We start from the raw sequence: 20,539 nt of genomic DNA, 5'->3' as shown, positions 1-20,539 counted from the left end.
CTGTCAATCACTGGTGGGTCGAGCATTTCTCGGTCGGTTCTGTCCCCTGGATAAACGGTTCCTCGGAGCCTTGAGGGCAATGAGAGGTAACCAGCCCTCCTGTCGCCGGGTCGATCGTCACCCAAGAGATCTTCTCCGGAACGGGAAAATCACTGGTGTCATTCCGGGAGACCTCTTTCATGAAACTGACCCAGATCGGCAGGGCCGCTTGGGCGCCGGTCAGACCGGTCGGCGTGTTGTCATCATAGCCAACCCAGACCAGCGCCAGAATCTTCGGTGTAAACCCGACAAACCAGGCATCCCGTGTTTCTGAGGTCGTCCCGGTCTTGCCACCCGCACTTCCTGAAAATCCCAAAGAGCGGGCGGAGGCGGCGGTTCCCCGCGTCAGAACCCCTTGCAGGAGACTTGTTACCAGATAGACCGATTCAGGGGAAAAGGCCCGTCTGATTTTTAGTTCCTTCTTCTCCAACACCTCTCCCTCACGGGTGACGAGATGGCGAACCGCCAGGATCTGCGACCGCACCCCTCCATTGGGGAAAAGGGTATAGGCCCCCGCCAGTTCCAGGGGGGTCACCTCAAAGGAACCGAGCGCCAGGGAAGGGTACGGTTTGATCGGGCTCTCGATCCCGGCCAGCTCTGCGGTATCCACCACCCGATCCAGACCGACCTCCATCGCGAGCCGGGCTGTTGCCACGTTATAACTTTTTTCGAGTGCTTCTCTTAAAGGAATGATCCCATGATTCTTCCCATCATAGTTGTCAGGCCTCCAGGGCCCTTCGGGGGTCGGGGCGGTCAGGGGGTTGTCATCCAAAAGACTGGCGAGGGTAAAGCTTTTGTCCCCCCGTCCCGGATCCAGTGCCGTCAGGTAGACAAACGGCTTGAAGGCAGAACCGGGTTGCCGGAGCGCCTGCAAGGGGCGATTGAACTGGCTTTCGGCAAAATCCCGTCCCCCGACATAGGCCCGGAGGTAACCGGTCTGCGGCGTGACCGCCACCAAAAGCGCCTCCAGTTTTTTCCCAGCCTCCCTCTGTTTCCTGATTTCAGGGAGTCGGTTCTCAACAGAGGCCAGTCCCTGGGCCACAGCCTTCTCTGCACTTTTTTGAAAATCAGGATCGAGTGTCGTAAAGATCCGGTGTCCCTCCGCCGTCAATTTTTCCAGCGGGAAGTTTTCTCTCAGCTGGGCCTGTACGAGATCAATAAAATAGGGGGCCCTGGCAATCTCTTTGCGGACTTCGGGGAGGATTATTTTTTCCTTCAACGCCTCCCGGTACTCCCCCTTGGCAATCATCCCCTTCTCAGAAAGGGTCTTCAGGACCAGATTCCGTCTTTGGATCGCCTTTTTGATATTTCTAAAGGGGGAATACTCCCCCGGAGAGCGGATCAATCCCGCCAAAAGGGCCGCCTCTGAAAGATCAATTTGACTGATTTTTTTTGAAAAATAGAGTCGCGCCCCCTCCCCGACACCGGCCACCGAGGCGGCCCCCCTCTGCCCCAGATAGATCTCGTTCAGATAGGCCTCAAGGATCTCCTCCTTGGAATAACGCCGCTCCAGGAGGAGGGCCATCAGCATCTCGTTAAATTTTCGGACAAAACTCTTCTTGCCGGTCAAAAAATAGTTTTTCACCAGTTGTTGCGTCAGTGTGCTCCCCCCCTGAACCAGCCGTCCATGGATCAGGTCCACCACAAAGGCCCGAAGGATCGCAATCGGGTCGATCCCGTGATGCTGGTAAAATCGCTCATCCTCGATCGCAATAATAGCCTCGATGAGCGAGCGCGGGACTTCACTTAACTTCACCAATGTCCGGTCCTCCGTCTTTTCGTCGAAGACCGAGGCGACCAGTTCCGGTTCCAGGCGAAGGGCGGTAACCGGCTCTTGGGTATCCAGCCTGACAATGTTGGAGAGCTCCCCCCGGCCCCACTGCAGATAAACGGGGAACCCCTTAAAATCTTCCGTCGGGTAGGAAAAGTCGTGGAGAAAGATCAGGAGGCCTTGAGGGGCGCGGTTGTACTCACCGGGGGCGCCGATCTTGGTGCCGGGGACCCTCTTGTAATCGAGTCGGAGGAGTTTTTGCTCCAACCTCTCCGGCGCGATTGCCTGACCGGGGAAGAGGTACGAGGCGTCCGAATAGACCCGTGAAGGGAGGTTCCAACGGTGGTGTTCAAACTTGGTCGTGATCTGGTCGTTCAGATAAAAGAGATAGATCCCGAAAACCGCCGCAAAGAACCCGGTAAAAAAGAGGATCTTGAAGAGACGACGGAAAAAGGTCCGGAGGGGTGCCATGTCAGGAAATTGACATATCTTTGGCAATTTCTCAATCTGAGAAAATACCCCTCTCCAGGCCTATAAAAAAATTAATAATTTCAATATGTTATAAATCTATCGCCTGGACCTTTTGGCATAAAACCTGCATACTCTCCTTAATAGGGGGCCCCAGGGTGACACCTTGAGAGGGGTCAACGGACGAAAATAGGTCAAGAGGTCTGGAGATTTTATGACGGTTTTTGGGACAAGAAATCAGCGCACCCGAACAATCCTTTTGATCGGTCTCCTCTCCATTTTTTTCTCCACCCTCGGGTGTGATTCTAAAAAAGAGGAAGAGGAGGGAGGCCCTCCGCCTCCCCCCAAAAGGGACGATGTCAAACAGGAGGCGACGGGGAATGGCGCTGACCCGGGGGAGGCTCCACCGGCCCCTGGTGGTGACCTGCCGGCGGCCAATGCTGGAAACCCACAGGCACCGAAAGGGATCTGGACCGATGCCATCCCTCTGGATCAAGCCTCCTCCCAAGGAGCTGACTACACCGATATCGCCTCTGACTCTGCCGGAAACGGCATTGCCGTCTGGCGGGAAAAGAGGACCGTGCCGGCAAGGGGCCTCCAATTTCAGGTCGTCGCCAACCGTTATACCGTCGGCTCCGGCTGGAGCGGCCCGGAGGTCATTGCTAATCCCGCTTTAGGCGATATCCCTGAACCAGGTCCAAAGATCGCGATGGATGCCAACGGCAATGCCTTCGTCGTCTGGAGTGAAAAGAGTGGCACTCAGTTTCACATCAGGGGGAGGCGGTATCTGAAATCCTCCGGGAGATGGGAACCTGCTTTCACTATCAACCAAAATGTCCCGTCGGATGACCGATGGGTTGATCTAAATGCCACCTACCCGAAGATCTCCATGGAACCTTCCGGGAACAGAGCGGTTGTCGTCTGGAATATGGAAGGGTTAAACAAGTGTCCTCGTGGGCAGGTGGATTGCCGGACGCGAACGTCCTACGGCCTTCGCGCCCGTGTTTTTAAAGAAAGGGGCTGGGAGGATACCCAATTCGTCTCCCCCACTTCCATGGACCCTATTCGCGATGCCTCCATCGTCGTCCATGACGGCAAGGCACTGGTGATCTGGAGCCAATCCAACCCGAACGCCCGTCCGGGAGACCGAGACAATGACCCCGATAAAATTAGGAGGCTCTGGTATTCTTCTTATCACGGGACCCGTTGGGGCCTGGGGGAACCGGAGATGATAGATACTACCAATGCCGAATCCCCGAAGATCGTCATGGACAGCCAGTGGAGCGGACTGGTGACCTGGCAGGAAAAAGATCTGGCGACAGGCAAGCATACCCTCAAGGCGAGGCGTTTTTCAGGATTCGGAGGTGGATTTGCCGGGATTCGACAGTTGAGCGAACCAGCAGTAGACGTTCTCCGATCAGACACAGTCATGATTCTCTCTCCTGTCTCCCAATTCATGATCCTCTGGACCCAAAAAAGCGGCGCCGACGGTATCTCACAAGTCATGAACAGTACCTGTCCCTTCGGTGCACTCTGCACCGGTCCTGTCAGTTTCCCCTACCGTCCAGCCAATGCCCGGTCTCCAATGATGACCGTTGACCAGGGGGGCAATCTCTTAGCGGTCTGGCATGAAGTCCTGGAGGGGGGTGCCGGTTCCAATATTATCTCCCGCCGTTATGAGGCAACCAACGGCTGGGGGGAGGTCATCCCGCTGACCGATAACCCGGCGCAAAGACCGGTCTGGCCAAAGATAGCTACCGATACAGAGGGACATACCATTCTGATCTGGGAACAAAGGGTCGGGGACCATCGGATCTGGGCCCGACGGTTTGAATAATCATAAATTTTGTTTTATCCGTTAAATCCACGAAGCGCCCGAGCCAGTTGGGCGGCAGAGACGCCGAGAGGACTGCTTTCCAGAAGCTGTTTGGCAAGAGCCTCCAGCCGATGATTGGCCGCCCCGACAGCGGCCGGTTCCGGATTTTCACCCAAGGCGTCGACTTCCCGCTTTGCCTCTTTCCAAAAGGCGGCAATCTTTTTCAAAAATGGCGTCAGTTCTGCCATCGTTTTGAGATAGAGGGGATCCGCCTCCGCAAGGGTCTGACGCAAATCGGGTCTCAAATTCGCAAGCGGGAAAGGACCTGCCGATTCCGGCCGTGCCGGGTCGCGGTTAAACAGCTCATACCCCGGCGCCATCAGGTCATAGACCTCACTCCACACGGAAGGGTGATCCACCCAAGGGTGATCCACCCGAGGGTGACTCATCCGAGGGGTCCAAGAGGCCTCTCCCCCGGTAACAACCGGTCCTGCCTCCACCGTCCAGGTCTCCTGGTCATCCTCGACATGAATCCCCTCGCGCCGTTCCACCTCCGCCTTGAGGGGGTCAAAAACCTCGGGACCCTGGAGGATCGCCATGTTTTCTCTTAAGTCCCGATAAATCGGCAAATCCCCGAAAACGGCAAGATTCGGGAGGTAAAAACGCCGGACCGCCTGGACGATCTCCTTGGCCGGAAGCATGGTCAGGAGTCTCCGAAATGACTCCAGGCCATAGTGGGAGAGGTAGTCACGAAATGCAAAACCGAGGCCGACAAGGGCCATCGGGTAGTAGGTTTCACTCGCCGCGTTGGCGGTGATGGCACGAATCGGGATCTGGCCCGGATCTGTGGCGGCCATCTGGACAAGTTCCACCCACCCCTGCCGGGTCCTGGCCAGGCCTCGTGGCCGGATCTTTTCATCCAACACCCGGCTAATTAAAAGATTTAAAGGGACCGTCTCCGGCTGGACCGTTTCGAAATAACGCCCCTCTTCCAGAAGATGGCTGAAGTTTTTAAATTCCTCCGGGGTGACGGCCCCAAACTCATTCACCCTCTCCCCCTCACCGGGGTCTCCCAGATAATCTTGTAATTGCAGTTCGAAGGTGCGTGCCTGGTTCGGCGTCATCACCTGGATCATCACTTCATGCCCCCGCGTTTGCATCGTGATGAGACGAACGTTGGGAGGAAAAATGTTGAGTAAACTATGCACCCCCCAGTAAGGAGAGCGGAGGGAAGTGGCCTGCCGTGGGTCGCCATCTTCGGCCTCCACCCAGACCGGTTCACCGCCGAAGGGGTCCGGCATCCCGTTTTGCCTCTGGAGCGCCTCCCCCGATCCCATTTTTAAAATAATATCGGTGCCATGGATTTCATTAAATCGGGCCACCGCCCCGGCCGCCTCCAGGAAAAGGCGAAGGGCGACAGGCCAGCTCGTCACACGGCTCAAGTCGGAGCCGGCAATAAAGACCTCGTTCACCCTTTGTCTGAACCGGGCCGGTCCCAGTTCTCCCCACAGTTGTTCCAGTGTTTCCGGTATCCGTTCCACCGACGGACGATCCTCAAAGAGCGGGACCACGGTCAGGTGATCGAGGGGTGGTTCCCCATCGACAAAGTCGACAATACGCCTCAGGTCTTCGGCCCCCTGGGTGTTGCAAAGAATGACCTTCGGCACCAGCGCCTTGCCGCCGGAGGTGACCAGGATACGGGCCGTTGCCAACACCCTCTGCATCTGCTCAAGACGGTCCCGCTGGGGGGGAGTCATCGCCTCCGGTCCTGTGTAAGGGATCTCCGCCGACTGATGATCAAAACGGGGGATGTAGGAAACCAGCGGGGCGAGGTCCGAATAGCGGGAAGGGTCAACATCCGTCTCTCTCAGGTGTCTCCCAATAATCTCCCCCGCCCCCCTCAACTCAGACAACCGGCTAAGAAAACGGGAGCGGAGAATCTCCTCCGGCAGGATTTCATCCAGGAGACGGGCCATCTCTGAACCAGCCTCGGGGGAGACGGAACGACGGAGTGCCTCGGCAAGACCGACCTGGACCTCCACCTCCCGAACCGCCTCGATAGAACCCTCCAGACCTTCCAGAGAAATCCTTTGCCCCACCGGCAGACCTTCGACGAGCGAGGCCTTGCGCCGGATATCCTGAATCAGAAGGGTGGCATAGGTGTGGAGGGCGAGCGAGGTCGGGCGGGCCGCCGCATCAAAGTCGATCCAGAAGGCGACCTGGTGCGGCAGTCTTCCGGCAACAGCGCTGTGGTTACGAATCAAAACCAGCTCGTAGGAGGCCCTCTCCAGGATCTCCAGGGCCTCCGTCGAGAAAGGGGAGTCTCGCTCCACGAAATTTCCAGTCGTGGCCCGAACAAGACCTTCAACCCGTCCGCGCTCCAGCGGGGTTTCCCCCCTTTGGACTTGGGCCAGATAATCGGTCAACTCTCTGGCACTGGAATCTTCCTCAACAAAGGTGGACCCCAACCTCAACCCCCGCGGGGTTAGCTCAAGACTCGACTCCTGGGCCACCCTGCCGACGAGGGAGACCACCATTCCCCTCAACGACCCGGCCACCGTTGCCGCCTCATGCCGTATCCTTCCGGCCCCATCGCGGTCCCCTTCCATCAGGTAACGCAGAAGGCGGCCATACTGGCGGAGGAGGACGACAAAATCCCGCTCGATCCGGTAGAGCTCCATCCGGCTGATCTGTGTCGGGTGGATCGTCCCCTCATAAAGGATGGCGCGGATCTTTTCCCGCACCTCCGCATCGCTCATCGGCCGGAGCGTTTCACGGTGGAGAAAATCCCCCACAAGCTCAACCAACAGGCGCTCGAGCCGCTCCAGGGTCTGGCCTAAGCGGCGGGCCATAAACTCCTTCCGCCGGGCCTGACGGGCCTCCCTCTCCGCGGGAGAAAGCCCCTCAAGCCCCAACTCGCGATCGAGAACCCCTCCTTTATTTCTCTCCTCCCAGACCTGATCGACCCAGTCGGTCACACGGGCCCGCTCTGTCCGGATCATCCGGACCGCCGCCCCGTGAACAATCGCCTGCGCCAGAAGAAACCTCTCCCGCCAACCGAGAACAACATCCCCGTTCAGCCTCTCAAAAAGGCGGAAAATATCTTCCAGATTTTTTTCTTCCGGCAGGCGTTCCAGCTGATCTGTCACATTCCGGGTCAGGGCGACCTCCCCCGCCACAAATTCACGCAGGAGTTGTTCCGGTGTATTGAATCCCGCTTTTTCACGGATGGTTTTTTCCGCCCCGCGCCAATTGCGATAACTCTCGCCGGCCAGGTCCTTCAGCCAGCCCCGTGTCGGGTGCGGCGCCAGCGAACCCAGGAGAAGGCCTCCCGCCTTGTTGCCCAGGTGGATCGGGATAAAACCGAAGGTCCCCGACCAGAGGGAATCGGCAATACCCCCTTCCAGGTCCGGTCCGCCCACCAGATCAAGAGAGGCCCGAACGCCGGTGTGCAGGCCGGTGCCGACCATCGCATCCACGGTCCACTGTTCCGCCTTGACCGCCTGACGATTGACCGCCGTTCTTATCCTGCCGCCGGTAGCCGGCTCCTCCCACCGGGGCAAAATCCGGCGAGAGAGCTTGAGATCCTGCCCCATCCCGAAGAAGCGGATAAAGATCCATGTCTCAAAGGCCCCCTGCCAAAACGAGGCGTCATCTCCCCCTTGGGCGAAGCGCCCTTGAATCCCTGAAACGACACCATGGACTGTAGTCGCATTGAGCGGACGGGCGAGCATTTCACGCAGGGCCAATTCTCCCCATGTCATTTGGCCGTTCGCCCCGAGCGCCGTCCCAACCCATGACGTTTGAGGCACGAGGCGTGTCAGACCGACAAAATAGCGGGCCGCCCCGACCGGAAGGGTTTTTGCGGCGGCACGAACCGCCTGCGAGCCGAGCCAGATCATATTTTGCTCCACCACCATCCCGGCGGTCCCCCCTAAAAAGAGGGAGCCTACTTCGACACCGGTGACGACAAACTCGTGATAAACCCGGTCCATCGAGGCGGGTGACAACCCCGCCCTCCACCCCTGGCTTGTCTGGTCCCAGTGCCGGCCTACAGAGATCCCCTTGTCGACAGCCAGCCCCCCGATCCCTCCCAGTATCACGTACACCGGCGCCGCCGTCCCCCCCGATCCCCAAAGGACGAGCCCTGAACCGGCGGTCACCAACCCCATCGTAAGCCACCGGCTGTTTTGTCCCGAATGAACCACGATATTTTTGGCCAATTCCCGGACAGACCCGGCATTAAAGTCCTCTTTGATCTGGCCGTTGGGTCCGATCAGGAGCGGCTGGCCTTCGGCATCAGACACCCTCCAGGCCCAAAAGGAAGGGGCCCTCGTGGTGAGGGCGGTGCGGGTCTCCCCATACCGCTTCTGGACCTGATCCCGGATATGGACAAGCCCTTCCTCCGGTTTTCCCGATTCAAAGAGGGATTCCCCAAAGACCAGATGCGCCTGGGCGACAATCTCGGCGAGGTCAGCAAACTCCCCTTGAGTAAACCACCCTTCCAGGGTATCCAGAAAACGGCGCGCCTTTTGCGAGGCCTTTTGCCAGGCTTGTTTGTCGTCATGATCCCGCAGGGCGATCACCATCTCCTGACCGGCCAATTCCGTCAGGGTCAGAAGCCCCATCGCCATCTCCTTTTTGAGGGCCAACGACTCCTCTCCTTTTTTGTTCCCCTCGTAGAAATGGAGAAGGGCCGTTATCTTGGCCTCCGCTGAATCGGGCTGATGACGTCGCATATCGAGCGCCGCCGCCACCACCCGGTTCTGGGCCAGGAGGATCTTTTTCTGAACGGGGTCCTCTAATCCCTGGATCATCTGGAAGGCGGCCTCCAGCTCGCGGCCCGCCTCCTGTTCCTCTCCCTTGGGTGAAGCACCCTTGGGTGAATCACCCTTGTTGAGCACAATTTCATGGGTGAGGAGGATCGCCTGTCCCCGTGCCTCCTCCGAATCGCGGCTCCAGAGGGACTCCCGGACACGGCGGAGAATAGCGTTCGCCTCGGCATTCTCTTCCATGACCTCATAGGTTCGGGCGAGCATCAGTTCCCTGGCCAGATCCCCCTCGGACCCTTCCACAGGGCTCTCCCCCCAGGCCAGGGCAACCAGTTCCCTTACCTCGTGACGCAGTTCTTTCCCCTTTTTCTCCAAACGGTTGAACCGATCGAGCAGTTCCCGTCTCTGCCCATAGAGCCGTTTCAATTCTGTTTCAAGTTGCCATCGCCGAATTTCTTGCGCCACCTGGGTCCCCGGAACCAGGTCCGCAGTAAAAATCACCGGAGAGAGGCTTTGCAGTTCCCGACTGTCCCTCGCAATTTTGCGATCGACTTCCCCTTGTTCCCGTTGAACGGACGCCAGTTCCTGACGATAATTCAGGCGCCCGGAGAGAAAAGAGACCTGCAGTAACTGACCGGCCCGTTCCGGCGTCGGGTTGATCTCTTGCCACATTCTGAGGTAGAGAACGGCCGTTTCGAACCGTCCCTCCGCCAACGGCCGGTTCACGAGGAAACGAAGTTTGGCCTCCAATTCGTGTGAAATAGCGCGCCGGGATTCCGGCAGTATCTCTTCCTGGCTTCTCACGAGATCGGCAACATGGAGATAATCCTCAAAGGCCTTGGCCTCCTCGTCCCTGGCAGGGACGATATTCCCCTTTCGTTCTTCGGAGAGGGCACGGAAAAAGGCCGCCTCGGCGCGGGCGTAGTGATAATGCAGTTCCTGTCCCGGAACCCCCTCAAGCACCCGGACCGCCTTGTCGAAATAAAAGAGGGCCTTTTCCGGATCCCCCTCAAGACCGAAGAGCTCGGCCGCCTGTCCATAGTAAACCGAGGCCTGGGGGAGATCTCCGGAACCGATGGCCAGACGGGCCAGCATTAAAAAAGGTTGGGCCGGGGCCGGTTCTGGCGAGGCTAGTCCAACCGGCCCGGTCTCCTGAAAATCGTCCCCGACGGGGGCGAGATAACGGTCTTGTACCGGCGCAGGATCCGGCAGACCGGTTAAAGACGGTTCACAGAGCTCCGGTGAGACCAGTTCTGGCGAGGCCAGTTCTGGTGCCTCACAAACGGAGATCTGACGGAGGGAATCGGTGTGGCAAACGGGCCAAGGGCTGTTGAAAGTCCCCATCGTGGCGGCTTATCGCGGACTAGGGGGTGAAGTTGCTTGATTTCCTGCCTCTCCTGCGTTAGAGGTTTTTTTATGGGATTCCGGATGGAAACGGACTCGATGGGGCCGGTCAAGGTCCCGGAGGAGAAACTCTACGGCGCCTCCACCCAGCGGGCGGTAGAGAATTTTCAGGTGAGCCATAAACGCTTTCCCCGCCGCTTCATCCAAGCGCTGGGTCTCATCAAGTGGGCCGCCGCCGAGGCCAATAAAGAACTTGAAAAACTGGAGGCCAAACTGGCCGATGCGATCGCCACAGAGGCGCTCTCTGTCGCCTCCGGGAAATATGACGATCATTTTATCCTGGACGTTTATCAAACCGGTTCCGGCACCTCCACCAACATGAATGCGAACGAGGTGATTGCGAATCTGGCGATTAAAAATCTTGGCGGGAAAATAGGGACAAAGTCTCCGGTCCACCCGAACGATCATGTCAATATGGGGCAGTCCTCCAACGATGTGATCCCGACCGCGATTCATGTCGCGGCGGCTGTCGGTCTCCAGGAGGAACTGTTGCCGGCGCTGGCCCTCCTCGCAAAGGAACTGGATAAGAAGGCCAAGGAATTTAAGGATATTATCAAGATCGGCCGGACCCACCTGCAAGACGCGACGCCGATTACGCTCGGCCAGGAATTTTCCGGTTATGCGGCGCAGATCAAATCAAACAGCCATAGGGTGGAGCAGGCGATCGAGGGGTTGCTGGAGCTGGCGATCGGTGGGACTGCGGTCGGCACCGGGATCAACACCCACCCGGAATTTGCCGGCAAGGTCGCCGGACGTCTGAAACAAAAAACGGGGCTTGGCTTTAAAGAAGCGGCCAATCACTTCGAGGCCCAGGCGGCCAAAGATGCCTGCGTCTTTGCGAGCGGCGCCCTGAAAACCGTTGCGGTCTCTCTCTTAAAGATTGCCAATGACCTCCGGTGGCTCGCCTCCGGTCCCCGTTGCGGGATCCACGAGATCCATCTCCCGGAGTTGCAACCCGGTTCCTCCATCATGCCGGGCAAGATCAATCCGGTGATCCCGGAGATGACGATGCAGGTCGCCGCCCAGGTAATGGGCAACGACACTGTCGTGACCCTCGGCGCCCAGCACGGCAATTTTGAATTGAACGTGATGATGCCGGTCGTCGCCGTGAATCTGCTGGAATCGATCTCACTGCTCGCCAACGGTTCCAAACTTTTGGCCGAAAAATGCATCGCCGGGTTGACTGCCAACAAGGAGCGTTGTGAAGAGTTGGTGGAAAAAAGTCTTGCGCTGGTCACCTCACTCGTCCCAGTTATCGGCTATGACAAGGCGGCGGCCATTTCCAAAGAAGCGTACAAATCCGGCCGGACGATTCGTGAACTTCTTCTGGAAAATAAAATGCTGTCCAGGGCGGAGATTGAGAAACTTCTTGATCCCAAAGGGATGTTGACCCCCCAGAAATGAAGAAATTACTTTTTATCGTGATCGTTGCCGGTTTTCCGGCCTGTGGTTCCTCTTCTTCGGGGGATACCTTAAGCGAGGCCGAAATCCTGGAAACAAAGGCGCTGGCCGGAGGGACCGTAGCCACCGCAACCTTTGTGCTGGAATCAGAGTTTTTCCTGGGAGACACGGAGATCAGCATTACTGATGCCACAGGGTCCGGGGTGAAGGTGGCAGTCCTCCAAACGGCGGAGGAGGTGCAAAATCACGGGCTTCCCGATTTGACCGGTAGCGTCGATTTTTCAAAAGAGTGGGTGATCCTGGTACAGACCGTCCAGACCGGCGGCTGTTTTACCGGTTATACCCTCTCCCGCGTAGCGGAAAGAGGGGCGATTGATGTGGAAACAGGGTCTGCCCTCAAGGTCTTTCTCAGAGGGGCCGATTCCTCTGTGGGGGAGGAAGAGACTCCTTGTACCGCGGACCTTCGGTCCGGGTACAACCGGTTTTACAAAATCACCCCGACCCAAATCGACACGGACGGTTTCACCACTGTCGCGGTGGATTACCGCTGTTCTTCGGATACCGTCTGCAAGATCCTGCCTTAACCTGACCATCGGTGGGAGGGGTTAAGGTTTGACAAAAGTACTATTATCTGGCACGGCAGGGCAGTCTGTTGCCAAGATCGGTCCATGCCCTTGCCGCGGCCCTGGAGGTGAGCCCCTCTCAAATTCTTGAAGAGGATGGTGTGAGGAGAAAAGATTCCAGGAGATTGATGCGTCAGCTTCAACAGGTCTTGAACCAGAATCCGGACCTGGAACCTGATAATGTCCGACATACCCTTCTTCTGTTACAGGAACCACCAATTGATCGTTTACGAAGGAGTCTGACACGTGCCCAAAAATTTAATTTTTACCGATAAAGAAACAGTCTTCCTCAAGGAGCTCATCAAACATAAAGAATTATTAAAAGCAAAGAGGCCGCTGACCGGGAAAAGGACCGTCTTGTTCTTCCCGTTCTCCGGCAAGTTCTGAAAACGGTAAAGGCCGTAAAATAATATTTTCGAGCCTCCTCGGTCGGGTCAGTAATGGTGGAGGCGGCGGGAATCAACAGTATAGCTGGTGCTACGCCCGCGCGCGGGGTCTTTGACCAGGATATGCCGCGTGACGAGATCGTCAATGTCACGCAATGCCGTGTCCTGTGAGCATTTGGCCAGCTTCGCCCATTTCGACGAAGTGAGTTTGCCTTCAAGCCCATCGAGTAGGCGGTTGATGACAAGGCGCTGCCGGTCGTTCAAGGATTGGCCCTCCTGTTCTTCCCAAAAGCGCGCTTTTCTCATCACACCCGCCAGGATGGTCTCCGCGCCGTCAAAGGCGCGATCAAGACAGCTTAAGAACCAATCAAGCCAGGGCGTGATGTCGAGATTGCCCTTCTGTGTCGCTTCGAGAATGTCATAATAGGCCTTTCGCTCCTCCCGGATCTCAGCCGACATGCTGTAGAAGCGTTGTACACTGTTCTCTGAGCGTGCGAGTGTAAGGTCAGCAATGGCACGTGCTATACGACCATTGCCGTCGTCGAAAGGGTGGATAGTGACAAACCACAGGTGAGCCACACCGGCCTTGAGAACCAAATCGTCGGGTTCATCTTTTTTATTAAACCAGTTTAGAAATGTCTTCATCTCCGTGCACAAGCGGCCCGTAGCGGGTGCCTCATAATGGACCCGTTCGCGGCCCACCGGACCGGAAACAACCTGCATCGGGCCGGTCTTGTCTTTACGCCATGCCCCAACCGTGATCTTGGTCATGCCGCTACGCCCGGTGGGAAACAGGGAGGCGTGCCATGCGAGCAATCGGTCGGTGGTCAGCGGGTCGGCGAATTTCTGAGTGGCATCGAGTATCATTTCGACGACCCCTTCCACGTTGCGGTCGGCGGGCGTCAGTGCCCCGATATCCAGTCCCAACCGGCGTGCTATTGAGGAGCGGACCTGGTCCTTCTTGAGGATCTCGCCTTCTATCTCGCCTGACTTGATGACCTCCTCAGTCAGGGTCTCCAAGGCGGCCTCCGCGCGTAGCTTGAAGCCAAGCGCTTCCATTCGGCCAATGAACCGTCCCTGCCGGTGTCGTACGGCGGCCAGCTTGGAGGCTAACCGTTCGTGGTTCCAACGAAACTTCGGCCACGCCTTCAGCTCATGGATATAGGTCGCCATAATCTCCGCACTTTCTGCGGTTATTATGGACCTTATTCACCGCAAAAGGCAATAACAATCTCCGCATAATTTGCGTTGATTATTCTTCCTCATCACCGCACTTCAGGAGGGTTTCATCTGTGGTCTATCTGCCACTGGCAGCGCTCACCGCCGTTCAATTCCCATCCTTCCAATAAAAAAACGACTCCCCAAAAGGGGAATCGTTTTTTTGTGGAGGCGGCGGGAATCGACCTAGCCACCTAAGTTCTTGTGATTACTTGATTTCATCTTAAGTCGTCAAGTCAGTTGCCCCCAAACTTGCCCCCATGCTTGTCTGTTAAGCCGCCTTTTTCGTGATATTGAACTCCACCGCCTTTCCCAACCGGGCAAGATAGACGACCAAGAGATCCAGACTAAACTTACCTAGCTTCCCCTTCATCAATTCTGAGATCCTTGGTGGTTTGACACCAAGCCGCTTTGCGACCTCTGCTTGAGAGAGGTTGAGTTTTTTAATCTCCCTTTCCAGAAGAATCATCAGCGCACTACGAGCCTCTAGATTGGCCGATTCCGCATCGGAAAATCCCAAGTCCTTAAAAACATTTTTGGAGCCTTTTTCAGCCTTCATCGCTATTTCCCTCTTCTAAGATTCAAAATCTCCCGATACGCCTTCCTTGCAACCTCCACGTCCCGTTTATCCGTCTTCCGGGTCTTCTTTGCAAAGGCATGGAGGACGTAAACAGTCCCCTCAAACTTGACCACAGTGACCACCCGGTGTTCATGTGGCTCATGGAGCCTGATTTCCATTGCACCGGGGCCAATGCCAGCCATCGGCTTCCAATCGCTCGGCAACAACCCCTGCTGAACCCGGCGCAACTGATACCCTGCCTGTTGCCGCGCCAGAACGTGGAAATTCCTAATCTTGCTCCTCGAACCTCCCATCCATGTAATCGACTTGTCCATTAAGTATGTTACGTTATTACGTAACTCATGTAAAGACTAAAATTGCAACGATGAAGTAAACACCTATGTTCATTGTATTATCTGCCAGTTATCGCCTCGTCAATCTTTCATCCAATGAACTTTCGAGCGGCCTCCAGATTGGCAACAAGCTGACGGACCTCATCGTTGGATTTTCCTGCAATGCGGGCGGCATTGACCGCCGCGACTTCGCTTGAGGGCCAACCAACGGCTCGCGCTCCTAAACTCACAGGCTTGGGCCACAGGCCGTCTGTAATTCGAGCGTAGAGTGAAGATCGGGAGAGCCCACTAGCGGACTTGACCACGGGGAGTCTTAAAATGGTTTGAGGTAAGAAGGCGGGCAACGGATTTTCTGGGAGATTTTTCATGATCAGTTTATTGGATTTATCTTGAGTTCAAGAAATTTATCCCCATAAAGACGCGCCATGACTTTATTATCAGCGTGATAGGCCAAGGTAGCGGTATATATTTTTCCCCAAAGTCGATTTCGCGCTCTTGAATCAAGGCGTGGCAGTTGTTGAAGATACTCGATGAGTCTACGGATCGATCGCTCAAGGTCGTGATTCTCGATTGTTGAGACAGAAATCCCTAACGTTGCGAGGAGATCAATTTTGGCCGAGTCCTTCCGCATCTTCAATTCGTAATTGTGGATCGACCCGTCGACCTCAATCACCCATCCTCTCATAATCGGCTTTCTCACAATCTTCTCTCCCTTTACGATAGGGGAATGAAGCTGGCCAACAGCTGGACAAAACAGGTCGACGTTCCGGTTCACGATCCAGAGTGATTTGAAGAATTGGAGATTTGTTACTCTCCCGATTGCGTTGGAGATGACCTGTTCCGCAGGAGTCCTCACAGCGCACTCGGGAAACCTACGATTCAACGCTCGTTGTAATGCCCCATACTCTTGTCTCAACAATTCCAGAGATGGCTTGATCAGCACACGTTTTCGCCTTTCCAACCCATCCAGGATGGCTTTCCTGCACCGGTATCGCCTAACCAGTCCCACTTCTGAGTCGAGTTCATTCCTCAATAAATTCTGAAGCATCATATTTTCTCCACACACAAATCCTCCTGATCTTATGATGTAGGAGGGAAAATCATTGTCCTTTCAGACAATTGCTTATAGATCCACTTCATCAACGCATATGCTTTTACCATGCGTGGGAAGAACCAGTCGAACCAGAAGTTAAGCCAATCTTTTTTTATTTTTTTATGGGTAATTTGCGAGAGGGCCTATGAACGAGCTAGAATTTGAAGAGTGGAAAGTAGTTTTTTATCGCTTGGCTGAAAGTGAGTTAAAATTGCTCCTTTCTCCCAAAAAGGAGCAATTGAAAGGATTGAAAAAACAAGCGAAATTGATCAGAGAGTTTGTCCGGAAAGTTGCGAAAGTTGTCCTCGATCCTCGCTACAACCCAATTGAGAAGATCACAAGGCACCTTGAACTAAACCGCCTTCTGGACATCCAAGACGAGGCAAAAAGAATTGAAACAATGATCAACAAACACCAAAAAAAAGGCCCAAAAACTTGGCCCAAAGGAATAAAGAGAATGCTGATTAACGCCTTGGAACAATCCAAAGGAGATCAAAATCCTTTGGAAAGGATCAGGCTGTTTCTGTCAGCACGTGGGGAGCTAAGAAAGTGGCTTAAGTCCTTGGATTATGAAAACTTGTTGGCTGTGACTGCAATTAATTTTGACCCAACCCTCCCCACAAAGTGGGCCAACGATCTGAAGAGAAATATGATACGTAGCTATGTTCTCGAAAACTACCCTGATGCAATGAAACACAAAAGAAAATTCAAGAAATACAAGGGTGAGCTACTGAACGAAATAAGGGTTGATATTGAAAGGCGTCGCAATTCGGCAACAACCTGACATTACAGGATGCTTCTACCGAACAAAGCCAAATTCGTCACGTTTGGGCCTCTGGAATGCCGTTTTCAGGGGATAGGAGAGAGATCGAGCACCTTCGCTGTCTTAGGGTCTGGACCTGTCGGAGTTCGTAGAGAGTATGATAAAAAGCCCGGTCCAAGGCGGACTCATAGCGACCCAAACGTGAGAAAGCATCCGAATCTTTAGCCGCTCCAATAAACGCCATTCCAAGGCCATTGCCAACCGTTGGGCTAAGATTGAACAACTCACTCTCGCCCCCTCCTTGCTGAAATATCTCTGATTCTACCTGGACCAAACGTCTCCTCCGCCAAGCCAGAGAAATGAGGCCCTCTACCAGAAGGTTCTCCAATGCCCCAACAGGCTGAAATTCTGCGAAAAGGTCCTCGCTCAGAACCTGCCATTCGTTCTTTTTTTCATGGGGAAGCAGGATAGACCGCGCACAAAGTCCATGTTTCAGGGCATTGTGGGCAACAACCGCCTTGCCCTCCGTGGTCCTGGGGCCTGTTGATTTTTGGGCATTCCGCCGGTTCGATTCTATTTTGGTTTGGGTAGCCACCCTCATTTTTTAACACGGATGGCCTGGTCGGTACAGGAGAAAAAGTTTTACCGCTAAGGATTGCCGGAAATTGCACCACCGTCCACACTTTGTCCGGTGGAACCGGCATCTGCACTATCAAAACAGCTAAGGCCGGTGATCTGAACATCGTCCACATACCAGCCAGGGTAGGTAACCGAACCGTCTGACCTAAAATGCCATCGGATAGTTACATCATTTCCGGCGAGCGATGAGAGATCAATCGAGACGGGGGTCCAAGCGAGCGCAGCGTTCCCCCGAAACTCTTGAAGCGCGATCCACGTGCGACCAGCATCGATTGATGCTTCAACAACGCCTGCGTCACAGCACGATTCAGTCTGCAACCACTGCTGGAACTGGAGCACCGGAGTCGTGCCCGCAGAGAGATGCAGTATGGGCATCGTCAGGGTGGCGTTGGCGTCATCGGGGTAATTCTGGGAGAGATTTGTGCCCCAGCATTTACTACCGTTTGCCGCACCACCAGGGCCTTGGCCACGATGGGGCGTACCCCACTGCCAAAGTGTGGGCGGATTACCTCCAGTAAGGAATCCGCCGTCGTCTGTTTCGAAATCGTAGCGGATTCTATCACACCTATTTATAACGCCGCCATCAGTTCCAGGTTGATGTGATGAGCCAGCATCGGAGACCAAACCGGCATCTAAGCCGCCGTCGGACTCTGACTGATGAACTCCACCGGCATCAGATAAAAACCCCGCATCTACATCAGGGGTAGCTGTATCTTCAAATAGGGTAGGGCCTGCACGGAGTAGGTAATCGGCGGTCGCACTATCAAGAACCACCACTTCTTGTGGGCAAATGGTAATTTGACCACAATCATTGAAAGTGGCGATAGTAATCGAGACATTGCCTATATTCTGGATGGTTTTTGTATTTACGGCATCACAGACGTGACTGTCATCATAGGTAAGGATGCATTCATCTCTGTTTCCATTGGGATGTTCATCTTGAGTAGGTCCAGCATCAGGAGAAACAGACATCCCCCCATCTGTCGTAGTGCGACCTGCATCACGTCTCATTGTAGTTGTTCCGGCATCATGCCTCATTACAGACATTCCGCCATCTGCATATCGTGGAGAAAACAAACCACCATCTCCTCCGTCAGCAGGAGACCACAGAATCCCTCCATCTGTAGGTATGGCAACCCCAGGCGTTCCACCATTATTGTCTACTGGGGAAGTATCAACTTTAGGCGGTGGACCTGCATGTAAATCCGCACAATCCTTAGCCCACAAAGCCACTGCTCCTACACCTGCTACAAGCCAAAACATAAAACCCCCTAAATTTCTCTGGCCAACTGGGTTAATGCTCTCATGCGATGTTGTGTTGTCTTCGGCACTCCTCCAAAAAAATTGCTTGTTTCATCACAGACCCCTCTATCGACACTTCTCGTGATCGTGAACGTATGGACACACGCTTGGAGAATAAGCAGAAAAAAAAGGAGGCACCTTTTGAATGGTGATTTAACGTACCTCAAGGATTGCCCCCTGATCGACCCTGTGATCCGTCAGATTCCCCCATCCTGTAAGCCTTCCCGTATAGGTGATCGTCTGGCCCTTCCTCAATTGTGAAGCCCTTGATTCCTCTTCCGGCTTGAGATCGAGATACACATCGGAAACGAGTGAATGACCACTATGCTTGACCAAGACATGAAGTCCGCCAAAGGTACCTTTATCGACCTCCACAACCCGCCCTCTCCACTTTACGAAACCGTTTTTGAATTTTGAGTCGAAAAGCTGGTCTTTCTGCATCTCGGTGAGATCGCTGTTGATGTCAAGGTAGCGATTATACTCGGCGAAGTCCGTGCTCACAAAATTGTTATTGTTCTGTGGTAACGACGGTGTAGACGAGCCCTGCATCATCGTGTACAACTTGCTGGGGCTACCATTTTTTGAAGATTCTGGGTCCGGCGGGCTAATCCATGCCCAACCAACCCAGGCTAAAAGAAAATATCCAAAAAATCTCAGACGGGGGTAACTGATGCCCCGCCTCATAAATCTATACGGGTTTATTAACCCTATCACCAGAACGACAATTAAAATCAAAGGCACGAGTTTATCCATTCGTTTATCTCCTTATGAAAACCCACTGACACTTTTTGCCTTGGCACATACAAACTCTCTCGCTGTGGATCACCTTGACCGGCCTAGGAGGCGGTATGCCACACGCAGACCAGTCAGACCCAAAGGCTTTTCGAGACGATCCGAGGGTCAATGAACTGAAGATGATGATAACCGACAAGGTTTTCAGTGTTTTCATTTAATACGCCAGTATAGTTCGTAATAAATTGTATCTAGTTGATATTTAAAGGGCTGTCAACCGACTTACGAACAGTCTGTTCGTTACCATTTCTCTTAATTTCGGCCATTGTTAGTTCATGCGATGGCAAACATTGGCACAACGAATCGGGGTGAAGGTGCGCGACCGCAGAAAGAACAAAGGACTTTCGCAGGATAAGGCATCCGAAATGGCAAAGAATTTATCCCTCCGTTATTGGCAATACATCGAAAAAGGAGAGCGGAATCTTACCCTTGATACTTTGGTCAAAATCGCGAAGTCTCTGGAGGTAGACCCTGAAGATTTGCTGAGACGCTAATTTTCGCTAGTACGCACTGACAGTTCGTTTTTAGCTCGCCCCTTCAATGAACATGTTGTAGAGGGGGCTGATGCGATTCGACAAACGTTTTGGCCCCACCGCCCTCATTCTTGTCGTTCTTCTTCCATTCTATTTTGGGTGTACCCACAACGCTACTTTCGAGAAACGAGGTTGTTTCCCGACCGTTTGCTTTACCCCCGGTGGCGACTGTACCAGCATCATTGTGGGGGAGATCGAGAAGGCCAAGAAAAGAATCCTCGTTCAGGCATACTCTTTTACTTCTGTCCCCATTGCCGATGCCCTCGTAGACGCCTTCCATCGAGGAGTGAAGGTAGAGGTCATCCTCGATAAGAGCCAAAAGGGGCAAAGGGCCTCTATGATCGACCTGCTAGTCGATACTGGTATTCCGACGTATATTGACACCCAGCACTCAATTGCTCATAACAAGATCATGGTGATCGATAGAACTACCGTTATTACAGGATCATTCAATTTCACGAAGGCGGCTCAGGAAAAGAACGCGGAAAATCTCATCTTCCTTCATGCCCCGGCCTTGATTTCACGGTACACGAAGAATTGGATGGGCCATCGGGAGCATTCACAACAAATTGCCGTGAGTGGCAGGCTCTAGTTATTGGGGAAGATC

Annotated in this window: 17 protein-coding genes; 7 read left to right on the top strand and 10 right to left on the bottom strand. The window is 54.5% G+C overall.

Translation table 11 applies throughout. The features are described 5' to 3' along the window. Window positions 1-7: 7 nt before the first annotated feature. Window positions 8-2,281, bottom strand: coding sequence for a PBP1A family penicillin-binding protein (locus HYS22_06925; GenBank protein MBI1909885.1), 2,274 nt, complete (start codon window positions 2,279-2,281; stop codon window positions 8-10). 211 nt (window positions 2,282-2,492) lie between these two features. Here HYS22_06925 and HYS22_06920 point away from each other — a divergent pair, with 211 nt between their 5' ends. Then, window positions 2,493-4,115, top strand: coding sequence for a hypothetical protein (locus HYS22_06920; GenBank protein MBI1909884.1), 1,623 nt, complete (start codon window positions 2,493-2,495; stop codon window positions 4,113-4,115). Between the two features lie 14 nt (window positions 4,116-4,129). On the opposite strand, the gene HYS22_06915 is transcribed toward HYS22_06920, so the two are convergent. Further along, a complete protein-coding gene (locus HYS22_06915; protein MBI1909883.1) occupies window positions 4,130-10,210 on the bottom strand; it encodes a hypothetical protein in 6,081 nt (2,026 codons plus the stop codon). Window positions 10,211-10,282: 72 nt separating this feature from the next. On the opposite strand from HYS22_06915, the gene HYS22_06910 reads away from it, so the two are divergent. From HYS22_06910 to HYS22_06900, 3 genes are all read left to right on the top strand, one after another. Continuing rightward, window positions 10,283-11,674: a class II fumarate hydratase gene (locus tag HYS22_06910; GenBank protein ID MBI1909882.1), complete on the top strand. Its 1,392-nt coding sequence runs from the start codon at window positions 10,283-10,285 to the stop codon at window positions 11,672-11,674. Next, entirely contained in the window at window positions 11,671-12,255 is a 585-nt protein-coding gene (locus HYS22_06905) for a hypothetical protein (protein ID MBI1909881.1), read from the top strand. The genes HYS22_06910 and HYS22_06905 overlap by 4 nt, the downstream gene beginning before the upstream one ends. A 68-nt stretch (window positions 12,256-12,323) precedes the next feature. Next, window positions 12,324-12,569, top strand: coding sequence for a hypothetical protein (locus HYS22_06900; protein MBI1909880.1), 246 nt, complete (start codon window positions 12,324-12,326; stop codon window positions 12,567-12,569). A 159-nt stretch (window positions 12,570-12,728) separates the two neighbouring features. Here the strand turns inward: HYS22_06900 and HYS22_06895 are convergent, their stop codons facing one another. From HYS22_06895 to HYS22_06875, 5 genes are all read right to left on the bottom strand, one after another. After that, window positions 12,729-13,853, bottom strand: a complete 1,125-nt coding sequence (locus HYS22_06895) for a Fic family protein (GenBank protein MBI1909879.1) — start codon at window positions 13,851-13,853, stop codon at window positions 12,729-12,731. Window positions 13,854-14,169: 316 nt separating this feature from the next. After that, a complete protein-coding gene (locus HYS22_06890; protein ID MBI1909878.1) occupies window positions 14,170-14,457 on the bottom strand; it encodes an XRE family transcriptional regulator in 288 nt (95 codons plus the stop codon). Between the two features lie 2 nt (window positions 14,458-14,459). After that, window positions 14,460-14,771, bottom strand: a complete 312-nt coding sequence (locus HYS22_06885; GenBank protein ID MBI1909877.1) for a type II toxin-antitoxin system RelE/ParE family toxin — start codon at window positions 14,769-14,771, stop codon at window positions 14,460-14,462. A gap of 128 nt (window positions 14,772-14,899) precedes the next feature. Then, window positions 14,900-15,178: an AlpA family phage regulatory protein gene (locus tag HYS22_06880; protein MBI1909876.1), complete on the bottom strand. Its 279-nt coding sequence runs from the start codon at window positions 15,176-15,178 to the stop codon at window positions 14,900-14,902. A gap of 2 nt (window positions 15,179-15,180) precedes the next feature. Next, complete coding sequence (locus HYS22_06875) at window positions 15,181-15,876, bottom strand: hypothetical protein (GenBank protein MBI1909875.1); 696 nt, start codon at window positions 15,874-15,876, stop codon at window positions 15,181-15,183. A 172-nt stretch (window positions 15,877-16,048) separates the two neighbouring features. On the opposite strand from HYS22_06875, the gene HYS22_06870 reads away from it, so the two are divergent. Next, window positions 16,049-16,687, top strand: coding sequence for a hypothetical protein (locus tag HYS22_06870; GenBank protein MBI1909874.1), 639 nt, complete (start codon window positions 16,049-16,051; stop codon window positions 16,685-16,687). Window positions 16,688-16,724: 37 nt separating this feature from the next. Here the strand turns inward: HYS22_06870 and HYS22_06865 are convergent, their stop codons facing one another. From HYS22_06865 to HYS22_06855, 3 genes are all read right to left on the bottom strand, one after another. Then, a complete protein-coding gene (locus HYS22_06865) occupies window positions 16,725-17,261 on the bottom strand; it encodes a hypothetical protein (GenBank protein ID MBI1909873.1) in 537 nt (178 codons plus the stop codon). Between the two features lie 53 nt (window positions 17,262-17,314). Continuing rightward, the gene (locus HYS22_06860; protein ID MBI1909872.1) at window positions 17,315-18,277 is read right to left on the bottom strand and encodes an immune inhibitor A; all 963 of its coding nucleotides are present in this window, start codon (window positions 18,275-18,277) and stop codon (window positions 17,315-17,317) included. A 483-nt stretch (window positions 18,278-18,760) separates the two neighbouring features. After that, complete coding sequence (locus HYS22_06855) at window positions 18,761-19,360, bottom strand: hypothetical protein (protein MBI1909871.1); 600 nt, start codon at window positions 19,358-19,360, stop codon at window positions 18,761-18,763. A gap of 314 nt (window positions 19,361-19,674) precedes the next feature. Between HYS22_06855 and HYS22_06850 the strand changes: the two genes are divergently transcribed. Together HYS22_06850 and HYS22_06845 are read left to right on the top strand one after the other, a co-directional pair. Then, entirely contained in the window at window positions 19,675-19,893 is a 219-nt protein-coding gene (locus HYS22_06850; protein ID MBI1909870.1) for a helix-turn-helix transcriptional regulator, read from the top strand. 70 nt (window positions 19,894-19,963) lie between these two features. After that, window positions 19,964-20,524, top strand: a complete 561-nt coding sequence (locus HYS22_06845) for a phospholipase D family protein (GenBank protein MBI1909869.1) — start codon at window positions 19,964-19,966, stop codon at window positions 20,522-20,524. Window positions 20,525-20,539 lie beyond the last annotated feature (15 nt).

It is taken from the genome of Deltaproteobacteria bacterium, assembly GCA_016177765.1.
Taxonomy (GTDB): Bacteria; UBA10199; UBA10199; order JACPAL01; family JACOUP01; genus JACOUP01.
The sequence above is the reverse complement of the archived record's forward strand: the minus strand, read 5'-3'. Positions and strand labels throughout refer to the sequence as shown.